The sequence below is a fragment of the Microbacterium sp. BH-3-3-3 genome (assembly GCF_001792815.1).
Lineage (GTDB): Bacteria > Actinomycetota > Actinomycetes > Actinomycetales > Microbacteriaceae > Microbacterium.
Genome location: NZ_CP017674.1, coordinates 3,172,015 through 3,193,019 on the forward strand (window position 1 = coordinate 3,172,015; position 21,005 = coordinate 3,193,019).

Here is a 21,005-nt window from a genome sequence, read left to right on the forward strand (position 1 = left end):
GATTGCTGCTGCTGGCGTTCGCGCTGGCCGTGGTGATCCTGTTCGTCGTGCTGCGCGTGCTCGGCAATCCCGTCTTCGCTCTCATCTCGGTGGGGGCGACGGATGCCGAGATCCAGGCGGCGGCAGCCCGGTTGGGCGTCGACCGGCCGATCTGGGTGCAGTTCGTCGACTACGTCGGCCAGCTCGCGACACTCGATCTGGGGCAGAGCTTCACCAACCGACTGTCGGTGGGAGACGAGATCCTCCGCCGGCTGAACGTCACCCTGCCGTTGACGCTGCTGTCGTTCGCGCTGTCGGTCATCATCGCGGTGCCGGTCGGGTTCCTCGCGGCGTGGAAGTCGCGCACCTGGTACGGCACCACGTTCTCGGCGTTGTCGCAGCTGGGCGGAGCCGTGCCGGTCTTCTGGGTCGGCATCCTGCTCGTGGGCGTGCTCTCGCTGAACTGGCGGTTGTTCCCCGCCGGTGGCTTCCCCCGTCGCGACTGGGAGGATCCGGGCGCCGCTCTGTTCGCCCTGACCCTCCCCGTGCTGACCATCGCCATCGTCGCCGGCAGCGACCTGGCCCGCTACGTGCGCAGCGCGACGCTCGACGTGCTCGGCCAGCAGTACCTGCGCGCCGCCCGGGCCACGGGGCAGAGCTTCTCGACGGCGCTGTGGCGACACGGCATCCGCAACGGGGTCGTGCCGGTGATCTCGATCCTCGCCATCCAACTGTCGACGACGTTCGTCGGCGCGGTCATCATCGAGCGCGTGTTCGCCCTCCCCGGACTCGGGGACATGCTCCTCGTCGCCATTCGCGAGCAGGACTTCCCCAGCGTGCAGGGAGTGATCCTGTTCTCGACCGCCCTCGTGCTGCTGCTCGGCTTCGTCGCCGACGTCGCTCAACGTCTCATCGACCCGCGCCTGCGGGGGACGCTGTCGGGCAACCGCCGGGCGAAGGCCGTCGCATGAGCGCCGTTCCCCCCGTCGTCATCGTGGCGCAGCGCCCCGCCCCCCGGCGTCGCCGCTCGCTGAACCTGACCATCGGCGCGGTCTTGTTCGGCGCGATCGCGATCATCGCGATCGTCTCGTCGTTCTGGACGCCGTTCGCCCCCGAAGACACCGGCGGTGGCCGTCTGCTCCCACCGGGCGCGGAGCACTGGGCGGGCACCGACCGGCTCGGTCGCGACCTCTTCTCTCAGCTGATGATCGGGGCGCGCCTGGCGATGCTCGTGGGCGTCGGGTCCGTCGTGATCGCCGCGGTCGTCGGTATCGTCGTCGGCCTCGTCGCCGCGGTGACAGGTCGCGTGATCGACGACGCGATCTCGAGCCTTCTCGACATCGCGATCGCCTTCCCCACGCTGCTGCTGGCCATGCTCATCGTCGCGTGGCGCGGAGCGTCGGTGGAGTCGGCGATCCTCGCGATCGGCCTCGCCGGATCCGCCGTGATCGCGCGGCTGACCCGCGTCACGGCCGTTCGGGTGCTCGGGCGGGATTTCGTCACGGCCGCCCGCACGTCCGGCACCGGCACCTTCGGCATCGTCTGGCGGCACGTGCTTCCGAACGTCTGGCCGACGCTGATCGTGCCGCTGGCCCTCCAGTTCGGCGGCGCCGTGATCGCCGAGGCGTCCCTGTCGTACCTCGGCCTGGGCTCGCCGCCGCCGAACGCGTCCTGGGGCCGCATGCTGCAGGAGGCCCAGAGCACCGTGACGATCGCTCCGACGGCGGCGCTGCTCCCCGGCATCCTGCTCGTCGCCACGATCATCGGCATCAACCTGCTCGCCGACGGCGTGCGCGACGTCGCCGACCCCGCCTCGAGGAGCATCCGATGACCGCGCCCCTGCTCGAGTTCGATGACCTCGGCGTCGATCTCGACGACCGCGCCCTCGTCGAATCCGTCTCGCTCTCGGTCGCCCCGGGCGAGCGGGTCGGCATCATCGGCGAGTCCGGGTCGGGCAAGTCGCTCACCGCCCTCGCCGCGCTGGGCCTGCTCGCCCATCCGCTCCGTGCCCGCGGAGCGGTTCGCGTCCGCTCGTCGGAGGGCGTCGTGGATGCCGTGGCGGCATCGCAGCGCACGCTCGACGGCGTCCGGGGCACGGTCCTCGGCGCGGTGTTCCAGGAGCCGTTGGCCTCGCTCGATCCGCTCATGCGCGTGGGCGGACAGCTCGCCTGGCCCCTGCGCCGGCACCGGGGACTGCGCGGCGATGAGCTGAAGCGCGCCGTCCTCGACGCGCTCGCCGACGTGAAGCTCGCCGAGCCCGAGCGCGTCGCGCGGTCGTACATCCACGAGATCTCGGGCGGCCAGCGCCAGCGCGTCGCGATCGCCCTCGCCCTGGCGGGCTCTCCCGACCTGCTCATCGCCGACGAGCCGACGACCGCCCTCGACGTGACGGTGCAGGCCGGCGTCCTCGATCTGCTGCAGCGCGAGGTCACCGAACGCGGCATGGCGCTGTTGTTCATCAGCCACGACCTCCCCGTGGTCACCAGGATGACCGACCGGGTGCTCGTGATGAAGGGCGGGCGACAGATCGAGGTCGCCGACACCGCGACGCTCGTCTCGGCGCCGGTCGAGCCCTACACGCGCGAGCTCGTCGCCGCATCCCGCGCCCTCGACGATCTGCTGCCGAAGGAGACGCGATGACGGTCCCGATCCTGTCGCTCGATCACGTCGACTTCGCGTACCGGGCCGACCGCCCCGTGCTGACAGACGTGTCGCTGGCGATCGCCCCCGGCGAGAGCGTCGGCCTGGTGGGGGAGTCGGGAGCCGGCAAATCGTCGCTGCTGCAGCTCGCGCTCGGACTCCGCGCGCCCACGAGAGGCACCGTCCACTTCGAGGGCGCGCCGCTGCCTGCTCGCCGCGTGGCGCTGCGGTCCTTCCGCCTGGCCGTGCAACCGATCTACCAAGATCCGTTCTCATCGCTCGACCCGCGCATGAAGGTCGGCGACGCCATCGCCGAACCGCTGCGATCGCTCGGCATCGACGGCGACCGGCGCGCCCGGGTGGCGGGCCTGCTCGCCGACGTGGGCCTGCCCGCCGACGCGGCCGAGCGCTACCCCGACGCGTTCTCGGGCGGCCAGCGGCAGCGGATCGCCATCGCCCGCGCGCTCGCCCCGTCGCCGCGGTTGCTGCTGGCCGACGAGCCCGTCAGCGCCCTCGACACGAGCGTGCGCATGCAGGTGATCGACCTGCTCCGCTCGCTCGCCCGCGAGCGCGGCATCGGCATGCTGCTCGTCTCGCACGACCTCACGATCGTGTCGGCCCTGTGCGCGCGGATCGCCGTGCTCGAGGGCGGCCGGATCGTCGAGGTGGGCGAGACGGCCGGGGTGCTCTCGCGCCCTCAGCATCCCTACACGGCCCGACTGCTGGCCTCGGTACCGAGGCTTCCTCTCTGAGCTGAACGGCCCGGAGCGGCGGCGTCGGGTGCGCGCGGCGTACGGCGACGGGCGTCTCGGCGACAGGGGCGGCCGTCACCGCCGGTCGGCGAACGGGGCCAGTACGGCGGCGATGATCCGCCGCGCGCGGTCGCGCGCCATGCGGGCATCGCCCTCCGCGCCCCTCGCGACGGCGATGCCGTCGAGGGTGGCGAGCAGGAGTGCGGCGTCGTCGGGCGTGATGCCGGCGTCGGGGTAGGCCTCCGTCAACAGGGTCTCGACGAAACCCTCGGCCGCTCGCCAGCCCTGCACGTGGATGTCGCGCACCCGGGGGTCCGTTCCGGCGCGCGAGGCGAAGGCCGTCCAGACGATGGCGTCGCGCGGACCGGCGTCGCCGAGGCAGGCCAGCTCCTCGCACACGGTGGAGAGGCGTTCCCGCGCGGTGGCCGCCTCGGCCAGTGCGGAGCGGATACGCGCGCGGAACAGGGCGTTCACGGCATCCATCGCCCCGATGATCAGCGCGGCGCGCGTGGGGAAGTGGTGCTGCACCGCCCCGACCGAGACGCCCGCCTCGGCGGCGACCTTGCGCACGCTCAGGTCGTCGGCCCCGCCCGTCGAGAGCACGCGCAGCACCGCCTCGGCGATGGCGTCTTTTCCTCCGCGCGCAGAAGAGGGGGCTGATTCATCCACCGTCGTAGGCTACGGTGAAGCCGTGAACAATACGAACGTATTGCCGGATCGGGGCCGTCTCGCCGCCCTCGACGTCGTGCGTGGAATCGCCATCGTCGGCACGCTCGCCACCAACGTCTGGGTCTTCTCGCACCCCTGGGGCCTGCTCGGCATGCTCAGTGCGCCGGTGCTGTCGAGCGAATCCTCCGCGGCGGCGACGACGCAGCTGGCCCTCATGGCGTTGGCGCAGGGCAAGTTCCTCGCCCTGCTCTCGCTGACCTTCGGGGTCGGACTCGCGATCCAGCACCGCTCGGCTGTGCGGCAGCAGCGACGGTGGCCCGGGCGCTATCTGTGGCGCGCCGCCCTGCTCTTCGTCGACGGCGTCGTGAACTACGTCCTCATCGCCGAGTTCGACGTGCTGATGGGGTACGCCGTCACCGCCGCGGTCGTGTCGTTCCTGCTCCTGACGCGCCCGCGGGCCCAACGAGCCCTCATCGTCGTCTTCGGCGGCATCCACCTCGCGGTCATGTCGCTCCTCGTCCTGGTGCTGACCGTTCTTCCCGGGGCGGATGCCGACCTCCCGCTGCCGTCCGAGCCCAGCCCCTACGCCGACGCATCGTTCCTGGGTCTCGCCGCGTTCCGCCTCGACAACGCGGCGGTCTTCCGCGCCGAACCCGTGCTGATCGGCTTCCTCTCGCTGGCGATGTTCCTCGCCGGCGCCGCACTTCTGCGGGCGGGGGTGTTCGCGGCCGAGGGCGCTCGACTGCGCCGCCGACTCATGATCGTCGGGCTCTGCGCGGCTCCCGTCGACCTCGTCCTCGCGCTGTCGGCGACCTCCGCCGGGCTGCTGCTCGAGCGGTACGTGGTCGCCCCGGTCGTGGCTCTCGGCATCCTGGGGCTCGTGGTCGAGCTCTGCGTGCGTCGGGGCACCGGCGGGTGGTTCGCCCGCCGCGCCACCGAGATCGGCCGGGTCGCGCTCAGCGCCTACCTGCTGCAGAACCTCCTCGGCGGGGCGCTCTTCTACGGCTGGGGCTTCGGGCTCGCGTCCACCCTCGCGCCCTGGCGCGTGCCGGTGACGGTGGCGGCCTTCCTCGTGATCACCGCGGTCGTCGCGGCCGCGGCGCACCTGTGGCTTCGGCGGTTCTCGGCCGGTCCGGTCGAGTGGTTGTGGCGCGCGGCGGCCGACCTCGGCACGCGACCCCGCCGCGGCGGCGCGTCGGCGACGCCGAGCGACCGCACCGATAGGGTGCCGTCGTGACCATCTCTCTCCCCGGCCTCCCCGCCCTGCACTGGACCGGCGTCGACGGCGACGCCGAGTACGACGAGACCGCGCGCGCGCTGACCCTGCGGTCGGCCGGTGGCGTCGATTGGACCAACGACTCGGCGGGCGGTGCGGCCCAGCACGGCGCGACGGCGCTCGCCTTCGCCGCACCGGAGACCGACTTCGTCCTCTCGGCGCGTGTGCGCGTGGTCGGCGCGCGTTCGACCTTCGACGCGGGAGCACTCGCGCTCTGGTCCGATCCCGACCGGTGGGCGAAGCTCTGCAACGAGTACTCCCCGCAGGGGGAGGCCATGGTCGTCAGCGTCGTGACCGACGGGTTCTCCGACGATGCGAACGGGCCGGTCTTCACGACCGACGCGGTGTGGCTGCGTGTCGCGCGCACCGGCCCGGCCTTCGTCTTCCACTTCTCGCTCGACGGGGTGTCGTGGCACTTCGTGCGGGTTTTCCGCCTGGGTGCCGAGTCGACGGCGGTCGCGGTGGGCTTTCTCGCGCAGGCGCCGATGGGGCCCGGCGCGACGGCGGTGTTCGACGAGATCGCCTTCGCGTCTCGCTCGCTGACCGACCTGCGCGACCTGAGCTGAGTCGCGATCCGCGCGGCGACCCCGCGCCCCGGCACGGATGGCAGACTGACCCGATGGCACGACGTCGAGGTCTCACCATCCGCTCCGTCGCCCGCGGCGGCCTGGCTCTGCTGCTCGTCGGCGCCGGCGTCAGCCACGTGACGTGGGGGCGCCGGGGCTATCGCATCGTCGTCCCGGGGTGGGCCACCCGCCTGCTGCACCTCGACAAGGACGCCATCGTCGTGGCATCCGGCGCCGTCGAAGTGCTGCTCGGCACCGCACTGGTCGCCCTGCCGCGCGAGCGCGGCCGCATCGGAGCCGCGATCGCCGCGTTCTTCGTCGCCGTGTTCCCGGGGAACGTGCACCAGTGGCGCACCGGGCGCTCGGCGCCGGGTCTGAACACCGACCGTGCCCGCTTCGCGCGGCTGTTCCTGCAGGTACCGCTCGTGGCGTGGGCGTGGTGGTCGACGCGGGCTCGATGACCCCGCGCCGCGCCCGGAGCCTGTCCTCGCCGCGGTGACCCCTGCGCTGCACCCAGGGCGGGTGTCACCGACGCGGTCGATCCTGCGCGCGGTCCGGCCGCGAAGAAGGACCCGCCGCGACTACGCCGCCTCGCCGAGTTCGAGGATGCCGCGCTCGAACGCCGCGCGAGCGAGAACCTTGTAGCCGTGATCGGCGAAGAACACCGTCAGGCGGTCGTCTTCGATCGCCATGACCGTGCCCACGCCGAACTCGCCGTGTTCGACCGTGGAGTCGATGCGGATGCCGTCGGTGTCGGCCGCGGCGGCCGGTTCGTCGATCGGCGCGGCGGCTCCGGTGTCGCAGCGGTCGCACGATCCGCAGTGGCTCGGGGTCTCGACGCCGAAGTACTCGAGCAGGGCCCGGCGTCGGCAGTGGACCGTCTCGGCGTAGCCGCGCATGATCTCGATGCGCGACGCGCGGATGCGCTCCTCGGCCTCGTCGCGCTCACGCACGGCGCTCACCGCGTCACCGGCCGAGACCTTCGCCAGGATCGAGACGCCCTCGGCCCCCGATACGGCCAGATCGCACGCGACCAGGTGGTTCAGCACCCGGCCGATGGCGCGCACGGAACGACCGCCCTCGTCGGCGATGTCCTTCGCGCGCATCGGCCTGTCGGCGCGCTGCAGCACGTCCCAGACGCCCGCGATGTCGGCGCGCTTGGTGTGGCCGCCCGCGAAGAACGACCGGAGCGAGAAGTCCTCGGCGCGGTAGTGCAGGATCGCCCGCGCCGGCTGACCGTCGCGCGCCGCCCGGCCGATCTCTTGCGCGTAGGAGTCGAGCGACTCGGTGACGTCGGCGTGCACGACCAGGCGCACGTCGCTCTTGTCGACGCCCATGCCGAACGCCGAGGTCGCCACGACCACGTCGAGCTCGCCCGCGCTCCACGCCGTGTGCACCTCGTCGCGCCGCTTCTGCGCCATGGCCCCGTGGTAGGCCGCCGCCCGCAGACCCAGTGCGCCCAGCTCGTCGGCGTAGGTCTCGGTTCCCTTGCGGGTCGCCACGTACAGCAGCGCAGGGCCGCCGGCATCCTGCACGTCGGCGAGGACGGCGCGACGCTTGTCGGCGTCGTGCTCGTGTCGCCGCACGGCCATGTGGATCTCGGGGCGGTCCATGCCCCGCACCTCGAGGTGCGGCTCGCGCATGCGCAGGCTGGCGACGATGTCGTCACGGACGGGGGCGGATGCCGTGGCCGTCAACGCCAGCACGGGAGGGTGGCCGAGTGCGTCGACGACGTCGCCGATCCGCGCGTAGTCGGGGCGGAAGTCGTGCCCCCATGCCGAGACGCAGTGCGCTTCGTCGACGACGATGAGCCGCACGTCGGCGTTCGCGAGGCGGTCGAACACCTCGGGGTTCGCGAGCTGCTCGGGGGCCAGGAAGGCGTAGACCGCCTCGTCGCCCTCGATGGCCGCCCACGCCGTGGCGCGCGCGGCGGCACCGGCCCGGGAGTTCAGGGCGACGGCGGCGGGGGCGTCGGGAGCCGCGTCGATGGAGTCGATCTGGTCGCGCTGGAGGGCCAGCAGGGGCGAGATGACGACCGTGACCCCGCCGAGCTCGCACCCGGCGATCTGGTACACGGCCGACTTGCCGGCACCGGTGGGGAAGACCACCAGGGTGTCGCGGCCGCTCACGACCGCGTCGATCGCCTCGGCCTGGCCCGGCAGCAGGTCGTCCCAGCCGAAGACGTCGCGGGCGGTGCGGGCGGACTGTTCGAGGGTGGCGGGAGCGTTCACGGGGCCTCATTCCTGGGGGAGGCGTCCAGCACACCCCGAACCTCCGACATCGAGTCGGGGGTTGCGAGCCGAGGCGACGTGTGATGAGCGGTGTCGCGGGGCTCGCTCACCAGGGCGGGCGTGCGGGGGGCGGCACGATCGGCCGGGCTCACGACGCAGCCGTGCGACCTGGCGCCCCGGTCACCCCCGATGCCACGACCGCCCCGCCCGCGCAAGCCGACGGGCGATGTCGGAGGGGGATGCCAGGATGCCGACATGCTCCTCGGCGATATCGACACGGCCCTCACGACGGTCACGGGTACCCGATCCCGCCTGGCCAAGGTCGACGCGCTCGCCGCGGTGCTGCGCGCGCTCGCCCCCGACGAGATCGAGCCCGCCGTGGGGCTGCTGACCGCGTCTCCGCGCCAGGGTCGCCTGGGCGTCGGGTGGCGCACGCTCTCGGCACGCGGCGGCGAGCACGCCGACACCTCGACGCTCACCGTCGGCGACGTCGACGACGCCTTCTCGCGCCTGGTCGAGGTCGGGGGAGCGGGGTCGGCGGCGGTCCGCACGGGGCTGCTCGACGATCTCGCCTCGCGGGCCACCGCGAACGAGTGGCACCTGCTCATCCGCATCATGACGGGCGAGCTGCGCACCGGCGCGCTCGAGGGCGTGCTCGTGGATGCCATCGCCCGGGCCGGTGACCGCGACGGCGCGCTCGTGCGTCGGGCGGCCATGCTGTCGGGCGATCTCGGCGAGACGGCTCGCGTCGCGCTCACCGGGTCGGTCGACGATCTCAGCGCCGTGGGCCTCGTCGTCGGTCGCGGCGTGCAGCCCATGCTCGCCTCGACCGCGGCGACCGTGGCCGAGGCGCTGCAGACGGCCGGTCGCGCCTCGGTGGAGTACAAGCTCGACGGTGCGCGGGTGCAGGTGCACCGACACGGCGACGAGGTCACGGTCTACACGCGCACGCTCGCCGACGTCACGCACCGCGTGCCCGAGATCGTCGAGGTCGCGCGCGCGCTGCCGGTCGACGACGTGATCCTCGACGGCGAGACGCTGTCGCTCGACGACGACGGTGCCCCGCGTCCGTTCCAAGACACGATGGCGCGTTTCGGGGCCGAGACGGCACGGGAGATCGCCCTGCGCCCCTGGTTCTTCGACATCCTGCACGTCGACGGGCGCGACTTGATCGACGACCCCCTCGAGGCCCGCCTCGACGAGCTGGAGCGCGTGGCCGGCGCCTACCGTATCCCCGCCCTGCTGACCGACGACGCCGACGCAGCAGACGCCTTCGCCCGCGCCGCTCTCGACGCGGGGCACGAGGGCGTGATGGTGAAAGGCCTCGACGCGAGCTATTCCGCGGGTCGACGCGGCAAGAGCTGGCTCAAGGTCAAACCCGTGCACACGTTCGACCTGGTCGTGCTGGGCGTCGAACGCGGTTCGGGGCGTCGCGCGGAGTGGTTCTCGAACCTGCACCTGGGGGCGCGCGATCCCGAGGGTCGTTTCGGCGAACCCGGCGGTTTCGTCATGGTCGGCAAGACCTTCAAGGGCCTGACCGACGAGACCCTGCGGTGGCAGACCGCGCACTTCGCCGAGCGCGAGACGGGAGCGGTGCCGGGCGGCATCCGGGTCGTCGCCGATACGGTCGTCGAGATCGCGATCGACGGGGTGCAGCGATCGGTGCGGTATCCGGGCGGCGTGGCGCTGCGCTTCGCCCGGGTGAAGGCATACCGTCCCGACAAGACGGCGGTCGACGCCGACACGATCGACACCCTGCGGGCGATGCTCCCCGCGGGCGCGGGCGGTAGTGACGGCGTGGGCTCGGGCAGCAGTGACGGTGACGCGACCGCCGAGTGACGGCTCGACCGACGACGCTCGACCAACGGCCGGCTGACGGACGAGCCGACCGCCCCGATGATTTCTCCCCGCCGGGGACGACACGACAGCACGACGAAAGGACCCCTCGATGAGTCTGGCCCCCTGGCTCGACGGTGAGCTCGGCTACCGCAGCTTCGGCACTCCCGGAGCTCCGCGCGCGGTGTTCGTGCTGCGCACCGGCGATGTGTCCACGACCGACCCCGACTCTCGGGTGACCTCGGGCTACGACGTGCGCATCATCGCGGTCGGTCTCGACGCCCCCGAATTGGAAGACCCGCCGGTGTTCGGCGGGCAGACCCCCGCCGCGCTCACCGTCGACGCCCTGCGTGAGCTTGTCGAGCGCGAGGCCCCGGGAGTCCCCGTCGGCCTGGTGGGGGAGCGGTCGGCGGGAGCGATCGCGATCTACCTGGCCGCGGCGATGGGTCCCGTCGTCGATCGCCTGGCGATCGTGGGGGTCGAGAGCCCGTCCGACCCGCTCAGCCGCGATCTGCGCACGCCCCTGCTCGACCATCTCGACGCGGAGGCGCTCGTGATCGTCGGCGGCGACGGTCCCGCGGCGACCGGCGATGCCGAGTGGTACGTCGAGCGGATGCGGTCGGCCGAGATGCAGATCGTGCCCGACGACGAGATCGGATCGGTCAACGGCCACGTGACGCTGACGTCGGTCTGGGACCGCGTGCTCGCCCACGTCGCCCCGGGCGCCGAGAGGCGCTGAGGCCCCCGCGCGCGGAGCCCGGCGTCGGCGCATCGGGCGCGCCGTCGCCGCGATCCCCGTCGCCGGGCTTCCCGTCGACGGGGTCCCGGTCGCGGGAATCCCCGCCTCCGGAACCTCGGCCGACGGGATCCCCCGTCGCCCGGGTCAGCTCCGCGTGACGGCCTTCACCTGCACGACGTTCGACTCCTCGTCGACCTCGACGTGGGCGGTCTGCGCCTTCAAGAAGTCCGAGAAGCTGCGGAACCCGAGGGCCTTCTCGCTGAACGAGGGGTCGAGACGCTTCATGAGGTCCTTCACCGCCGACGCGTGCAGCCACTCGCCGTCCGCGCGCTCGGCTTCGAGCTGCATGGCGCGCTCGAGCAGGTCGACCGCGGGATCCTTCGAACGACTCCGGGTGCGCGGCCGCGAGGGAGCGGCATCCTTGTCCTTCTTCGTCTCGGCCAGCTTCGGAATGCCGGGCAGCGAGTCGTAGGCGTCGAAGCGATCGCAGGCGGCCGCGAGCGACTTCGCGGTCGACCCCGCCACGCCGACGCCGACGACGTAGCGTCCGAGCCGCTTGCAGCGCTGGGCGAGGGGAACGTAGTCGCTGTCACCGGCGACGATGACGACGTGGGTCAGGTCGGGCAGGCGGAACATGTCCTCCACGGCATCCACCGCGAGACGGATGTCGGCGCCGTTCTTGGCGTACGCCGCGGCGGGGAACAGCTGCACGAGGTCGACCGCGCGCGCGACCAGCTGCGAGCGGTACTCGGCGTTCACGGGCGCCGACCAGTCGGCGTAGGCGCGCGTGAGCACGAGGGTGCCGAACGAGGCCGCGTAGTCGATGACCGCGCCAACGTCTATCGTCGCCTTGGTGAGACGCTCGGCGATCTCGGGATCCATGGGGTTCTCGGCGATCTTCTGCCGATCACGGGAGTAGGCGTTGCGCCCGTGCACTCTGTCGTACCAGGACATCACGATGTTGTCGAAGTCGAGGTAGACGGCGACGCGGGCGGTCTGCGTATCGGGCATACCGTCCAGTCTGACCCGTCCCCGCGGTCCATGGGTAGTCGACACCCCTGCCGGCGTGCCGCCCGCGTGTGCCGCCCCGCGCGTGCCGGGACCGTGAGGCGTGCTCAGCGCTCCCCGGGGTAAACGACGCCGATCTGCCGGCGCACCTCGTCGAGCACGCCCATGATCGCCACGGTCTCATCGATCGGCTGCACGTCGCTCGACGTGGCGCCCGCGGCGATCAGACGCTCGGCCGCGAGGGCCTGATACTGCATGCCGCGTCCCTCGACCTCGCTCGTGAACTGCTCGGCCACCGCGTTGTCGGGTGTGATGACGCGGAACGACGTCGGGGTGTACCAGACCCGATCGATCTCGATGCGGGCCTCGGTGCCGACGATCTGCGCCGAGTTGGTGCCGGCGCCCCGTGACGATGACACGGTGGTCGACACCGCGCCGCCGGCGTGGGCGAACACCGTGGCGACCTCGGCGTCGCTCCCGGCATCCGACAGGCGCGCCAGCGCGGTGATGCGCTCGGGAAGGCCGAGCACGTCGACGGCGAACGAGATCGGGTAGATGCCGAGGTCGAGCAGCGCACCGCCGCCGAGCTCGAGCGCGTTGAGGCGGTGCGCGGGGTCGGTGGAGATCTTCTGCGTGTGATCGGCCGACACCACGCGGATCTCGCCGAGCGTTCCCGCGGCGAGGATCTCGCGGATGCGCACCATGTGCGGCAGGTAGCGCGTCCACATCGCCTCCATGGCGAGCAGACCCTTCTCGGCGGCCTTGTCGCGGATGGCGGCGGCTTCGACCTCGTTGAGCGTGAACGGCTTCTCGACCAGCACGTGCTTGCCGTGGTCGAGGGCGAGCAGCGCCGTGTCGACGTGGCCGGGGTGCGGGGTGGCGATGTACACGATGTCGACCGTGGGGTCGGCGACGAGGTCGTCGTACGAGCCGTGCGCGTTCGGGATGCCGTAGGTCTCGGCGAACTCTCGAGCGCTCTCGATGCGGCGTGAGCCGACGGCGGCGACGTGGAGACCCGCGGTACGCAGGTCGGAGGTGAAGGCGTGCGCAATGCCGCCCGTGGCGAGGATGCCCCAGTGCAGTCCGGTCATAACCCCACCGTATCGGCGCGCAACCCTCCGGGGGCCCGCCGGGCCGCACGGCGACAGGAGCGGCCGTCTAGGCTCGTCGCATGACGCCCGTCGAGCGCTTCCGCGAGCTCCTGGCCATCGCGACGGTGTCGCGGTTCGACCCCGTCGACGTCGACGACCAGCCCTTCGCCGCGTTCCACGCCGCGCTCGAACGCCTCTATCCGCTCGTCCACAGCCGACTCGAGCGCGAGGTCGTCGCGGGGCGGTCGCTGCTCTACCGCTGGGCGGGAAAGACCGACGCCGCGCCCCTGGTGCTCCTCGCGCACCAGGACGTCGTCCCCGTCGAGGGGCAGCAGTGGCGGCATCCACCGTTCTCGGCCGAGATCGTGGGCGAGGGCGCTGACCGGACGATTCACGCCCGAGGGGCGATCGACGACAAGGGCGCCCTCGTCGCCATCTTCGAGGCGGTCGAGCAGGCCCTGGCCGACGGGGTCGTCCCGCGCACCGACATCTGGCTCGCCCTCGGTCACGACGAAGAGACCCGCGGCACGGGGGCCCAGGCCATGGCCACGCTGCTCGCCGAGCGGGGCGTGCGCCCGGCCCTGGTGCTCGACGAGGGGGGAGCGGTGGTGGAGGGAGCCGTCCCCGGCGTCGCCGCGCCCACCGCCATGATCGGCGTCGCCGAACGCGGAGTCGCGACGTTCGACCTCGTGACGCGCGAGGCCGGCGGACACGCCTCGACGCCGCCCGCCATGCCCGCGACGGCCCGTCTCGCCCGGGCCGTCGATCGCCTGCGTCGCCGCCCGTTCCCGCTGCGCCTCGCCCCACCCGTGCGGGCCATGCTCGCGACGGCGGCGGCCCACGCCGCGCCCCCGCTGGGCACGGTGTTCCGGCACGGCCGTGTCACGGCGCCCCTGCTGACGAGGGCGCTGGCGCGGGTCGGCCCCGAGACGAACGCGCTCGTGCGCACCACCGCCGTCGTCACCCGTCTCGAGGGAGCGGCGGGCGACAACGTGCTGGCCACGGTCGCCCGCGCCGGGGTCAACGTCCGCCTGCTCACCGGCGACACCCTCGCCGATGTGGCGATCCATCTCCGCCGCGCGGTTGCCGACCCGCTCGTCGACATCGAGCTGCGCCACGGCGGGGAACCCTCGCCGGTGTCGCCGTGGCGGGGCGAGGCCTGGCGGCGACTGTCGGCGACGGTGTCGGCGACCCTCGGCCACGACGTGGTCGCGCTGCCCTATCTGCAGCTCGGCGCCAGCGACAGCCGCTTCTACACCGGTCTTACCGACGCCGTGTACCGCTTCGCGCCGTTCCACCTCACCCGCGCGGAGCGTGACGCGCTGCACGCTCCGAACGAGCGCATCCGCGTGGACGTGTGGCTCCGCGGCATCCGGTTCTACCGCGCTCTGCTGGAGTCCTGACGCCCCGTGGACGGGGGGAAACCTCGGCCGACGGGGGAGGCGGGCGCGTCGGTTAGTCTCGTGTGACCGGTCACGCAACAGCGCGCGACCCGCGACGAGGCGGACCATGAGCGATACCGACATCCCGGAAGCACCGGGCCGCGCCCCGAGCATCCGCGACGTCGCCCGTCTGGCGGGGGTGTCCTATCAGACGGTCTCGCGTGTCATCAACAACAGCCCGCAGCTGCGACCCGAGACGGCCGCGAAGGTGCGCTCCGCGATCGCCGAGCTGAAGTTCGTGCCGAACCAGGCGGCCCGGGCCCTCGCCACCAGTCGCTCCCGGTTGATCGGCGTCCTCGGTCCGCGCACCACGACGTTCGGTGTCGCGACCATGATCCAGGCCGTGGAGTCGGCCGCGCGCGCGGCCGGATACCGCCTGACGGTGACCAACCTCGCCACCAGCGCGCCCGACGACGTGCGCGCCTCGATCGACCACCTCATGCAGCAGTCGGTGGAGGGGCTCATCGCCGTCGCCCCCCAGACGCGGGTGCTGCCGATCCTCGACGAGCTGCAGCTCCCGGTGCCCGTGCAGATCGTGTCGTCGACGGGCACGACCTCGTCGCACAACCACCAGACCGCCGGCGCGCGGGCGGCGGTGCGTCATCTCATCGAGTTGGGGCACACCCGCATCCTGCACATCGCCGGGCCCCGCGACTGGGTCGAGGCCGACCATCGGATGCGCGGGTACCTCGCCGAGATGGACGCCCACGATCTCTCCCCCCGGCCGCCGGTGCTGGGGGACTGGAGCGCGCAGTTCGGCTTCGAGGCGGGGCTCGAGCTGTTGCGCACCGAGGATGCCACCGCGGTCTTCGCCGGCAACGACCATATGGCCCTGGGGTTCATGCATGCCGTTCGCGCCATAGGTCGCTCGGTGCCCGAGGACATCTCGGTGGTCGGTTTCGACGACGTTCCCGAATCGGCGCACCTGTGGCCGCCGTTGACGACGGTGCGGCAGGACTTCGCCGGCATCGGCACGCGCGCCGTGATCGATCTGCTCACCGCCCTCGGGGTCGACGTGGAGGACATCGCCGCGGGCGAGCCCGATCACCTGCGGTTGATCGTGCGCTCGTCGACGGCTCCGCCGTCGTGGTGACTTTCGTCACGTTTCGGCAACGGCTGGACCGCGAACGCATCGGGACTTGACAGCCACTGCTCAGCGCGAGGTAGCATCACTCACACAATGTGAACGGTCACATGACCGGGTCACACGGCCGACGGGACTCGCTGCGGAGCGGATCCGTCGAGACGAAGACGTTTCGAACGACGCGGGTGACCCGCCTCATCGACCGCCTCCGTTTCGCCCCGCCGACCGTGCGCCCGACGTGCGTCGTCAGCACTGCCCGCGATGGGCTCCTCGGGAGACATCGCGACAAACACCCAACGGAGGGAACCAGAGTGAAGAAGCACAGCATGCTCAAGGCGATCGCAGGAGCGGGCGTCCTCGCGCTCGGCATCGGCCTGGCCGGTTGCGCGGGAGACCGCACCGGCGCCGGCAGCGGCGACTCGGCAGAAGCCGGCGGCATCATCGGCGTCGCCATGCCGACCCAGCAGTCGGAGCGTTGGATCGCCGACGGCAACAACGTCAAGTCGCAGCTCGAAGAGCTCGGCTACCAGGTCGACCTGCAGTACGCGAACGACGACATCCCCACGCAGGTCTCGCAGATCGAGAACATGATCACCTCGGGCGCCAAGGCGCTCATCGTCGCCTCGATCGACGGCACCACGCTCACCGACGTGCTGCAGCAGGCCAAGGACGCCGACATCCCCGTCATCGCGTACGACCGCCTGATCAACGGCACCGAGAACGTCGACTACTACACGACGTTCGACAACTACAAGGTCGGCGTCCAGCAGGCCACGTCGCTCCTGACCGGCCTCGGCGTGCTCGACGCGTCGGGCGCCGAGACCGGCGCCGCCGGCCCGTTCAACGTGGAGCTGTTCGCCGGTAGCCCCGACGACAACAACGCCACGTACTTCTGGAACGGCGCCATGGACACCCTCAAGCCCTACATGGACAAGGGTGTGCTGACGGTTCCCTCCGGCCAGACCGAGTTCGGCCAGGCGGCCATCCTCCGCTGGCTGCCCGAGACGGCGCAGAAGCGCATGGAGAACATCCTCACCGTCATCGGCGGCACCAAGCTCGACGGCGTGCTCTCGCCCTACGACGGCCTGTCGATCGGCATCATCTCGGCCCTCACCTCGGGCGGCTACGCGGCGAACGCGCTGCCGGTCATCACGGGTCAGGACGCCGAGGCCGGCTCGATCAAGTCGATCATCGCCGGTGAGCAGTACTCGACGATCTTCAAGGACACGCGCGAGCTCGCCAAGCAGGCCGTGACCATGGTCGACGACATCCGCAAGGGCGAGACCCCCGAGGTCAACGACGAGAAGACCTACGACAACGGCAAGAAGGTCGTCCCCTCGTACCTCCTCGAGTCGACGATCGTCACGAAGGACAACTACAAGGAACTCCTGATCGACAGCGGTTACTACACCGAGGCCGACCTGGGTTGATCCCCCGGGAGGGTTCCGACCCTCCCACCCCGCCTCCGCCGCGGCCCGACCGGGTCGCGGCGGAGGCTCCTGCGGGTCGGCGCGCGGCGCCCCCGCCCCATCATCCCGACCGGCCACGAGCCGGTTCTGCAAGGAGGACCTCGTGAGCACCATCCTCGAGATGCGCTCGATCACCAAGGAGTTCCCCGGCGTCATCGCGCTCGCCGACGTGTCGTTGACCGTCGCGCGCGGGACGGTTCACGCCATCTGCGGCGAGAACGGCGCCGGTAAATCGACCCTCATGAAGGTGCTCAGCGGTGTGTACCCCGCGGGCGACTACCGCGGCGAGATCGTCTTCGACGGCAACACCGTCGAGTTCAAGGACATCCGCGACAGCGAGGCCGCCGGCATCGTCATCATCCACCAGGAGCTGGCCCTCAGCCCCTACCTGTCCATCGCCGAGAACATCTTCCTCGGCAACGAGATCACGCACCGCGGTCTCATCGACTGGGATGCCACGAACCGCGAGGCCTCGAAGCTCCTCGCCCGTGTGGGTCTGGGCGACAGCCCCGACGTGCCCGTCAACGAGATCGGTGTCGGCAAGCAGCAGCTCGTCGAGATCGCGAAGGCGCTGTCGAAGGACGTCAAGCTCCTCATCCTCGACGAGCCCACCGCCGCCCTCAACGACGACGACTCCGAGCACCTGCTCGACCTGATCCGTCACCTGCGCGGGCAGGGCATCACCTGCATCATCATCAGCCACAAGCTCAACGAGATCCGCGCGATCGCCGACGAGGTCACGATCATCCGCGACGGTCGCACGATCGAGACGTTGGATGTCGCCACCGGCGGCACGAGCGAGGACCGGATCATCCGCGGGATGGTCGGCCGCGAGCTCGAGAACCGCTACCCCGACCGCGACGTCGAGATCGGCGACGAGGTGCTGCGCATCGAGGACTGGAACGTCAGTCACCCCACCGACGCCAACCGCGTCGTCATCCACGAGGCCAACCTGACGGTGCGCGCCGGCGAGGTCGTCGGTATCGCGGGCTTGATGGGCGCCGGTCGCACGGAGCTGGCGATGAGCGTGTTCGGCAAGAGCTTCGGTTCGCGCATCTCGGGCACCGTCTACATCAACGGCAAGAAGGCCGACACCTCCACGGTTCCCGCCGCCATCCGCAGCGGGCTCGCGTACGTCACGGAAGACCGCAAGGGCGCCGGCCTCAACCTCATCGACACCATCAAGCGCAACATCTCGCTCGCCGGGATGCGCAAGCTGGTCAAGGGCGGGTTCGTGGACGGCGACGAGGAGTACCTGGTCGCGAACCGCTACCGCAAGTCGATGAACATCAAGGCGCCCAGCGTCGACGTGGTGGTCGGAAAGCTCTCCGGCGGCAACCAGCAGAAGGTCGTGCTGTCGCAGTGGCTGTTCTCCGACCCCGAGGTGCTCATCCTCGACGAGCCCACCCGCGGCATCGACGTGGGCGCGAAGTACGAGATCTACACGATCATCAACTCCCTCGCGGCGCAGGGGAAGGGGGTGCTCGTCATCTCTTCGGAGCTGCCCGAGCTCCTCGGCATCTGCGACCGCATCTACACCCTCAGCGAAGGCCACATCACCGGCCAGCTGCCCATCGAAGAGGCCACTCCCGAGGCCCTCATGGTGCTCATGACCAAGGAAAAGGAAGCCGACCATGTCAGCGCTTGACAACACCGTGACCCCCCAGGGTCCCGCCACGCCGAAGGGTCCCGTCGGCGGCGGCACCGGCAGCGGTGCCGGCGGCATGCTGCAGTTCTTCACCTCTCGGCTGCGCGAGATCGGCATCTTCATCGCGCTGATCGTCATCGTCCTGCTGTTCCAGGCGTTGACCGGCGGTCGTCTGCTCACCGCGGGCAACGTGTCGAACATCATCGTCCAGAACAGCTACATCCTGATCCTCGCGATCGGCATGGTGATGATCATCATCGCCGGGCACATCGACCTGTCGGTCGGTTCCGTCGCGGCCTTCGTCGGTGCCGTCTCGGGTGTGCTCATCGTGCAGTGGGGCCTGCCCTGGTGGCTCGGCATCCTGCTGTCGCTGCTCCTGGGTGCCGTGGTCGGCATGTGGCAGGGCTTCTGGGTGGCGTATATCGGCATCCCGGCGTTCATCGTGACGTTGGCGGGCATGCTGCTGTTCCGAGGCCTCACGCAGATGACGCTGGGCAACACGCAGATCACGCCCTTCCCGACCGAGTACCGCCAGCTCGGCGGTGGCTACCTCTTCCCCGACCTGTTCCCAGCCGCCAGCTCGCCCGCCGAGTGGATCACCGTCGCCCTCGGCGTGCTGACCCTGGTCATGTTCGTCGTGTCGCAGGTGCGCCAGCGCGCCAAGCGCGCCGCGCTCGAGCTGCAGAACGAGCCGCAGCTGTGGTTCATCCTCAAGATCGTCGGTGGCGGTGCGCTCATCGCGTACCTGACCTACCTGCTGGGTGTCGCTCCCGGCTCGCGCGGGACCCCGATCGTCCTCGTCGTGCTCGCCGTGCTGGTCATCGGCTACTCGACGGTCATGAGCCGGAGCGTCTTCGGTCGCCACATCTACGCGATCGGCGGCAACCGCACCGCGGCGAAGCTGTCGGGCATCAACACCCGTCGCGTCGACTTCATGCTGTTCGTGAACATGGGCGTGCTCGCGGCCCTCGCCGGCATCGTCTTCACGGGTCGCCTGAACTCGGCCGGCCCGGGCGCCGGAAACCTGTTCGAGCTGGATGCCATCGCCGCATCGTTCATCGGTGGTGCCGCCGTTCAGGGTGGTGTCGGCCGCGTGGTCGGCGCGATCGCCGGTGGTCTCGTCATGGGTGTGCTCAACAACGGCATGTCGCTCATGGGTATCTCGACCGACGTGCAGCAGTTCATCAAGGGTCTCGTGCTGCTGCTGGCCGTGGCCTTCGACGTGTGGAACAAGAACCGCACCCGCGGGTGATCCACGCTCGTCCCGAAACGCCCCGTCGCCTCGCGCGACGGGGCGTTTCCCGTGTGTGGGGCAGGATGGAGCGGGTGACCCCCCGCACGCCGCTCCGCGGCGCCGCCGCCCTCGTGGCCGTCCTCGCCCTGGGCCTGGCCGGCTGCACGTCCACGACCGCGCGCACCACGGGGACGAGCGACGGTGCCGGGGTGATCGGCATCGCTCTTCCCTCGACCGCCGACGCCGAGTGGGTGCGGGCCGGCGACGCCCTGTCCGCGGCTCTGCGCGACCGCGGCTATCGCGTCGACCTGCAGTTCGCGGCCGACGACGCCCGCACGCAGGTCGCTCAGGTGCAGAACATGCGCACGAAGGGTGCGGATGCCGTGATCGTGGCGCCCCTGCCGGGTGACGTCTCCGCGGCGGCGCCCCCGTCCGAGGGGACTGACCCCGTCGTGCTCTTCGGGCGGACCTCCACCGCCTACGCCATCGCCTTCACCGCGGTCGTCGAGCCGGAGGAGCTGGGTCGCGCGCAGGCTGAGGCTCTGCTCGCGGAGCTGCCCGAGGTGACCCCGGATGCCGTCGACCCGGGCGACGGCCCCTCCGACGCCGGGTCCGACGCCGGGGCGACGATCGAGCCCGACGCCGGCCCCGGCACGGACGAGAGCACCGGGCCCGACGCGGGGACGAGCCCCGACGATTCCGCTCCGGTCGTCGCGCCCGCCCGTGTCGCGGTGCTCGCGGCGACGACCGACGACGCCTGGGAACGGCGTCGGTACGACGCTGCCGTGGCGACCCTCGCTCCGGCCGTCGCCGACGGGCGTCTCACCCTCGTGGCGGGAGCGACGTGGGACGAGGCGGCGGTCGCCGACGACCCCCTCGCCGTCGCCGATGCGGCCGAGGACCGTGCTCGCGCGCTCGGCCGCTCCGACCCGGCCCCCACCGCACTGCTGGCCTTGGGCGACGCCGTCACGCGCGGCGTCGTGACCGCGGTGACCACCGACCCGCCGGTCGACGACGACGCCTCGCCGTCTCCCACCCCCGTTCCCTCGTCGACGGGTGCTCCTGCGCCGGCCCCGCTCGTGGTCGGTTCGGGCGCCGACACCGTCACGGCGCGGGCGCTGCACGACGGCGCGGTGGCGGCGACGGTCTTCGCCGACCCGCGGGCCCTCGTGCCGGCGACCGTCGACGCGATCGACGCCCTGCTCGCCCGCCGCGCGCCGGAGGGCGACGCCACGACCGGGTCGCCCGAGATCCTCCGGACCGACGACGTCGACACCGCCCTGGTGGACTCCGGCTGGCTGCGCGCCGACGACCTTTCGGGATAACCCGAACGCGCACGGG

The 21,005-nt window shown here is 71.5% G+C and carries 19 protein-coding genes; 15 read left to right on the forward strand and 4 right to left on the reverse strand.

Annotated features, from left to right (window positions below):
* Positions 1–2: 2 nt before the first annotated feature.
* Genes BJP65_RS14640 through BJP65_RS14655 form a run of 4 tightly spaced genes read left to right on the forward strand, consistent with a single transcriptional unit; the run spans position 3 to position 3,371 of the window.
* On the forward strand, positions 3–950 hold the full coding sequence (locus tag BJP65_RS14640; protein WP_249405443.1) for an ABC transporter permease: 948 nt from the start codon (positions 3–5) through the stop codon (positions 948–950).
* Entirely contained in the window at positions 947–1,810 is an 864-nt protein-coding gene (locus BJP65_RS14645; protein ID WP_070409611.1) for an ABC transporter permease, read from the forward strand. Before BJP65_RS14640 ends, BJP65_RS14645 begins: the two co-directional genes overlap by 4 nt.
* Positions 1,807–2,619, forward strand: a complete 813-nt coding sequence (locus BJP65_RS14650; protein ID WP_070409612.1) for an ABC transporter ATP-binding protein — start codon at positions 1,807–1,809, stop codon at positions 2,617–2,619. The genes BJP65_RS14645 and BJP65_RS14650 overlap by 4 nt, the downstream gene beginning before the upstream one ends.
* Positions 2,616–3,371 carry an ABC transporter ATP-binding protein gene (locus tag BJP65_RS14655; protein WP_070409613.1) on the forward strand — a complete coding sequence of 252 codons (756 nt, stop codon included), beginning with the start codon at positions 2,616–2,618 and terminating at the stop codon, positions 3,369–3,371. Before BJP65_RS14650 ends, BJP65_RS14655 begins: the two co-directional genes overlap by 4 nt.
* 75 nt (positions 3,372–3,446) lie before the next feature.
* On the opposite strand, the gene BJP65_RS14660 is transcribed toward BJP65_RS14655, so the two are convergent.
* Positions 3,447–4,040 carry a TetR/AcrR family transcriptional regulator gene (locus BJP65_RS14660; protein ID WP_083285882.1) on the reverse strand — a complete coding sequence of 198 codons (594 nt, stop codon included), beginning with the start codon at positions 4,038–4,040 and terminating at the stop codon, positions 3,447–3,449.
* Between the two features lie 22 nt (positions 4,041–4,062).
* Here BJP65_RS14660 and BJP65_RS14665 point away from each other — a divergent pair, with 22 nt between their 5' ends.
* From BJP65_RS14665 to BJP65_RS14675, 3 genes are read left to right on the forward strand one after another with little or no spacing between them, the layout of a single operon-like run.
* Positions 4,063–5,277, forward strand: a complete 1,215-nt coding sequence (locus BJP65_RS14665; RefSeq protein WP_258027490.1) for a DUF418 domain-containing protein — start codon at positions 4,063–4,065, stop codon at positions 5,275–5,277.
* On the forward strand, positions 5,274–5,882 hold the full coding sequence (locus BJP65_RS14670; RefSeq protein WP_070409615.1) for a DUF1349 domain-containing protein: 609 nt from the start codon (positions 5,274–5,276) through the stop codon (positions 5,880–5,882). The genes BJP65_RS14665 and BJP65_RS14670 overlap by 4 nt, the downstream gene beginning before the upstream one ends.
* A gap of 53 nt (positions 5,883–5,935) precedes the next feature.
* The gene (locus BJP65_RS14675) at positions 5,936–6,343 is read left to right on the forward strand and encodes a hypothetical protein (protein ID WP_055839799.1); all 408 of its coding nucleotides are present in this window, start codon (positions 5,936–5,938) and stop codon (positions 6,341–6,343) included.
* 120 nt (positions 6,344–6,463) lie between these two features.
* On the opposite strand, the gene BJP65_RS14680 is transcribed toward BJP65_RS14675, so the two are convergent.
* The gene (locus tag BJP65_RS14680; protein WP_070409616.1) at positions 6,464–8,113 is read right to left on the reverse strand and encodes an ATP-dependent DNA helicase RecQ; all 1,650 of its coding nucleotides are present in this window, start codon (positions 8,111–8,113) and stop codon (positions 6,464–6,466) included.
* 255 nt (positions 8,114–8,368) lie between these two features.
* Between BJP65_RS14680 and BJP65_RS14685 the strand changes: the two genes are divergently transcribed.
* Positions 8,369–9,952: an ATP-dependent DNA ligase gene (locus tag BJP65_RS14685; RefSeq protein WP_070409617.1), complete on the forward strand. Its 1,584-nt coding sequence runs from the start codon at positions 8,369–8,371 to the stop codon at positions 9,950–9,952.
* A 109-nt stretch (positions 9,953–10,061) separates the two neighbouring features.
* Complete coding sequence (locus BJP65_RS14690; protein ID WP_070409618.1) at positions 10,062–10,688, forward strand: hypothetical protein; 627 nt, start codon at positions 10,062–10,064, stop codon at positions 10,686–10,688.
* 144 nt (positions 10,689–10,832) lie between these two features.
* Here the strand turns inward: BJP65_RS14690 and BJP65_RS14695 are convergent, their stop codons facing one another.
* Together BJP65_RS14695 and BJP65_RS14700 are read right to left on the reverse strand one after the other, a co-directional pair.
* Positions 10,833–11,699: an NYN domain-containing protein gene (locus tag BJP65_RS14695; RefSeq protein ID WP_055839786.1), complete on the reverse strand. Its 867-nt coding sequence runs from the start codon at positions 11,697–11,699 to the stop codon at positions 10,833–10,835.
* A gap of 104 nt (positions 11,700–11,803) precedes the next feature.
* On the reverse strand, positions 11,804–12,787 hold the full coding sequence (locus BJP65_RS14700) for a Gfo/Idh/MocA family protein (protein ID WP_070409619.1): 984 nt from the start codon (positions 12,785–12,787) through the stop codon (positions 11,804–11,806).
* A gap of 80 nt (positions 12,788–12,867) precedes the next feature.
* On the opposite strand from BJP65_RS14700, the gene BJP65_RS14705 reads away from it, so the two are divergent.
* The 6 genes from BJP65_RS14705 to BJP65_RS14730 all read left to right on the forward strand — a co-directional run bounded on the left by BJP65_RS14705 (position 12,868) and on the right by BJP65_RS14730 (position 20,989).
* Positions 12,868–14,190, forward strand: coding sequence for a M20/M25/M40 family metallo-hydrolase (locus tag BJP65_RS14705; RefSeq protein WP_070409620.1), 1,323 nt, complete (start codon positions 12,868–12,870; stop codon positions 14,188–14,190).
* A 106-nt stretch (positions 14,191–14,296) separates the two neighbouring features.
* Positions 14,297–15,322: a LacI family DNA-binding transcriptional regulator gene (locus BJP65_RS14710; protein ID WP_070409621.1), complete on the forward strand. Its 1,026-nt coding sequence runs from the start codon at positions 14,297–14,299 to the stop codon at positions 15,320–15,322.
* Positions 15,323–15,639: 317 nt separating this feature from the next.
* On the forward strand, positions 15,640–16,743 hold the full coding sequence (gene chvE, locus BJP65_RS14715) for a multiple monosaccharide ABC transporter substrate-binding protein (protein WP_055839925.1): 1,104 nt from the start codon (positions 15,640–15,642) through the stop codon (positions 16,741–16,743).
* Between the two features lie 160 nt (positions 16,744–16,903).
* Positions 16,904–18,430 carry a multiple monosaccharide ABC transporter ATP-binding protein gene (gene mmsA / locus BJP65_RS14720; RefSeq protein ID WP_055839923.1) on the forward strand — a complete coding sequence of 509 codons (1,527 nt, stop codon included), beginning with the start codon at positions 16,904–16,906 and terminating at the stop codon, positions 18,428–18,430.
* A 76-nt stretch (positions 18,431–18,506) separates the two neighbouring features.
* Entirely contained in the window at positions 18,507–19,682 is a 1,176-nt protein-coding gene (mmsB, locus tag BJP65_RS14725) for a multiple monosaccharide ABC transporter permease (protein ID WP_055839920.1), read from the forward strand.
* Positions 19,683–19,756: 74 nt separating this feature from the next.
* Entirely contained in the window at positions 19,757–20,989 is a 1,233-nt protein-coding gene (locus tag BJP65_RS14730) for a substrate-binding domain-containing protein (protein ID WP_070409622.1), read from the forward strand.
* Positions 20,990–21,005 lie beyond the last annotated feature (16 nt).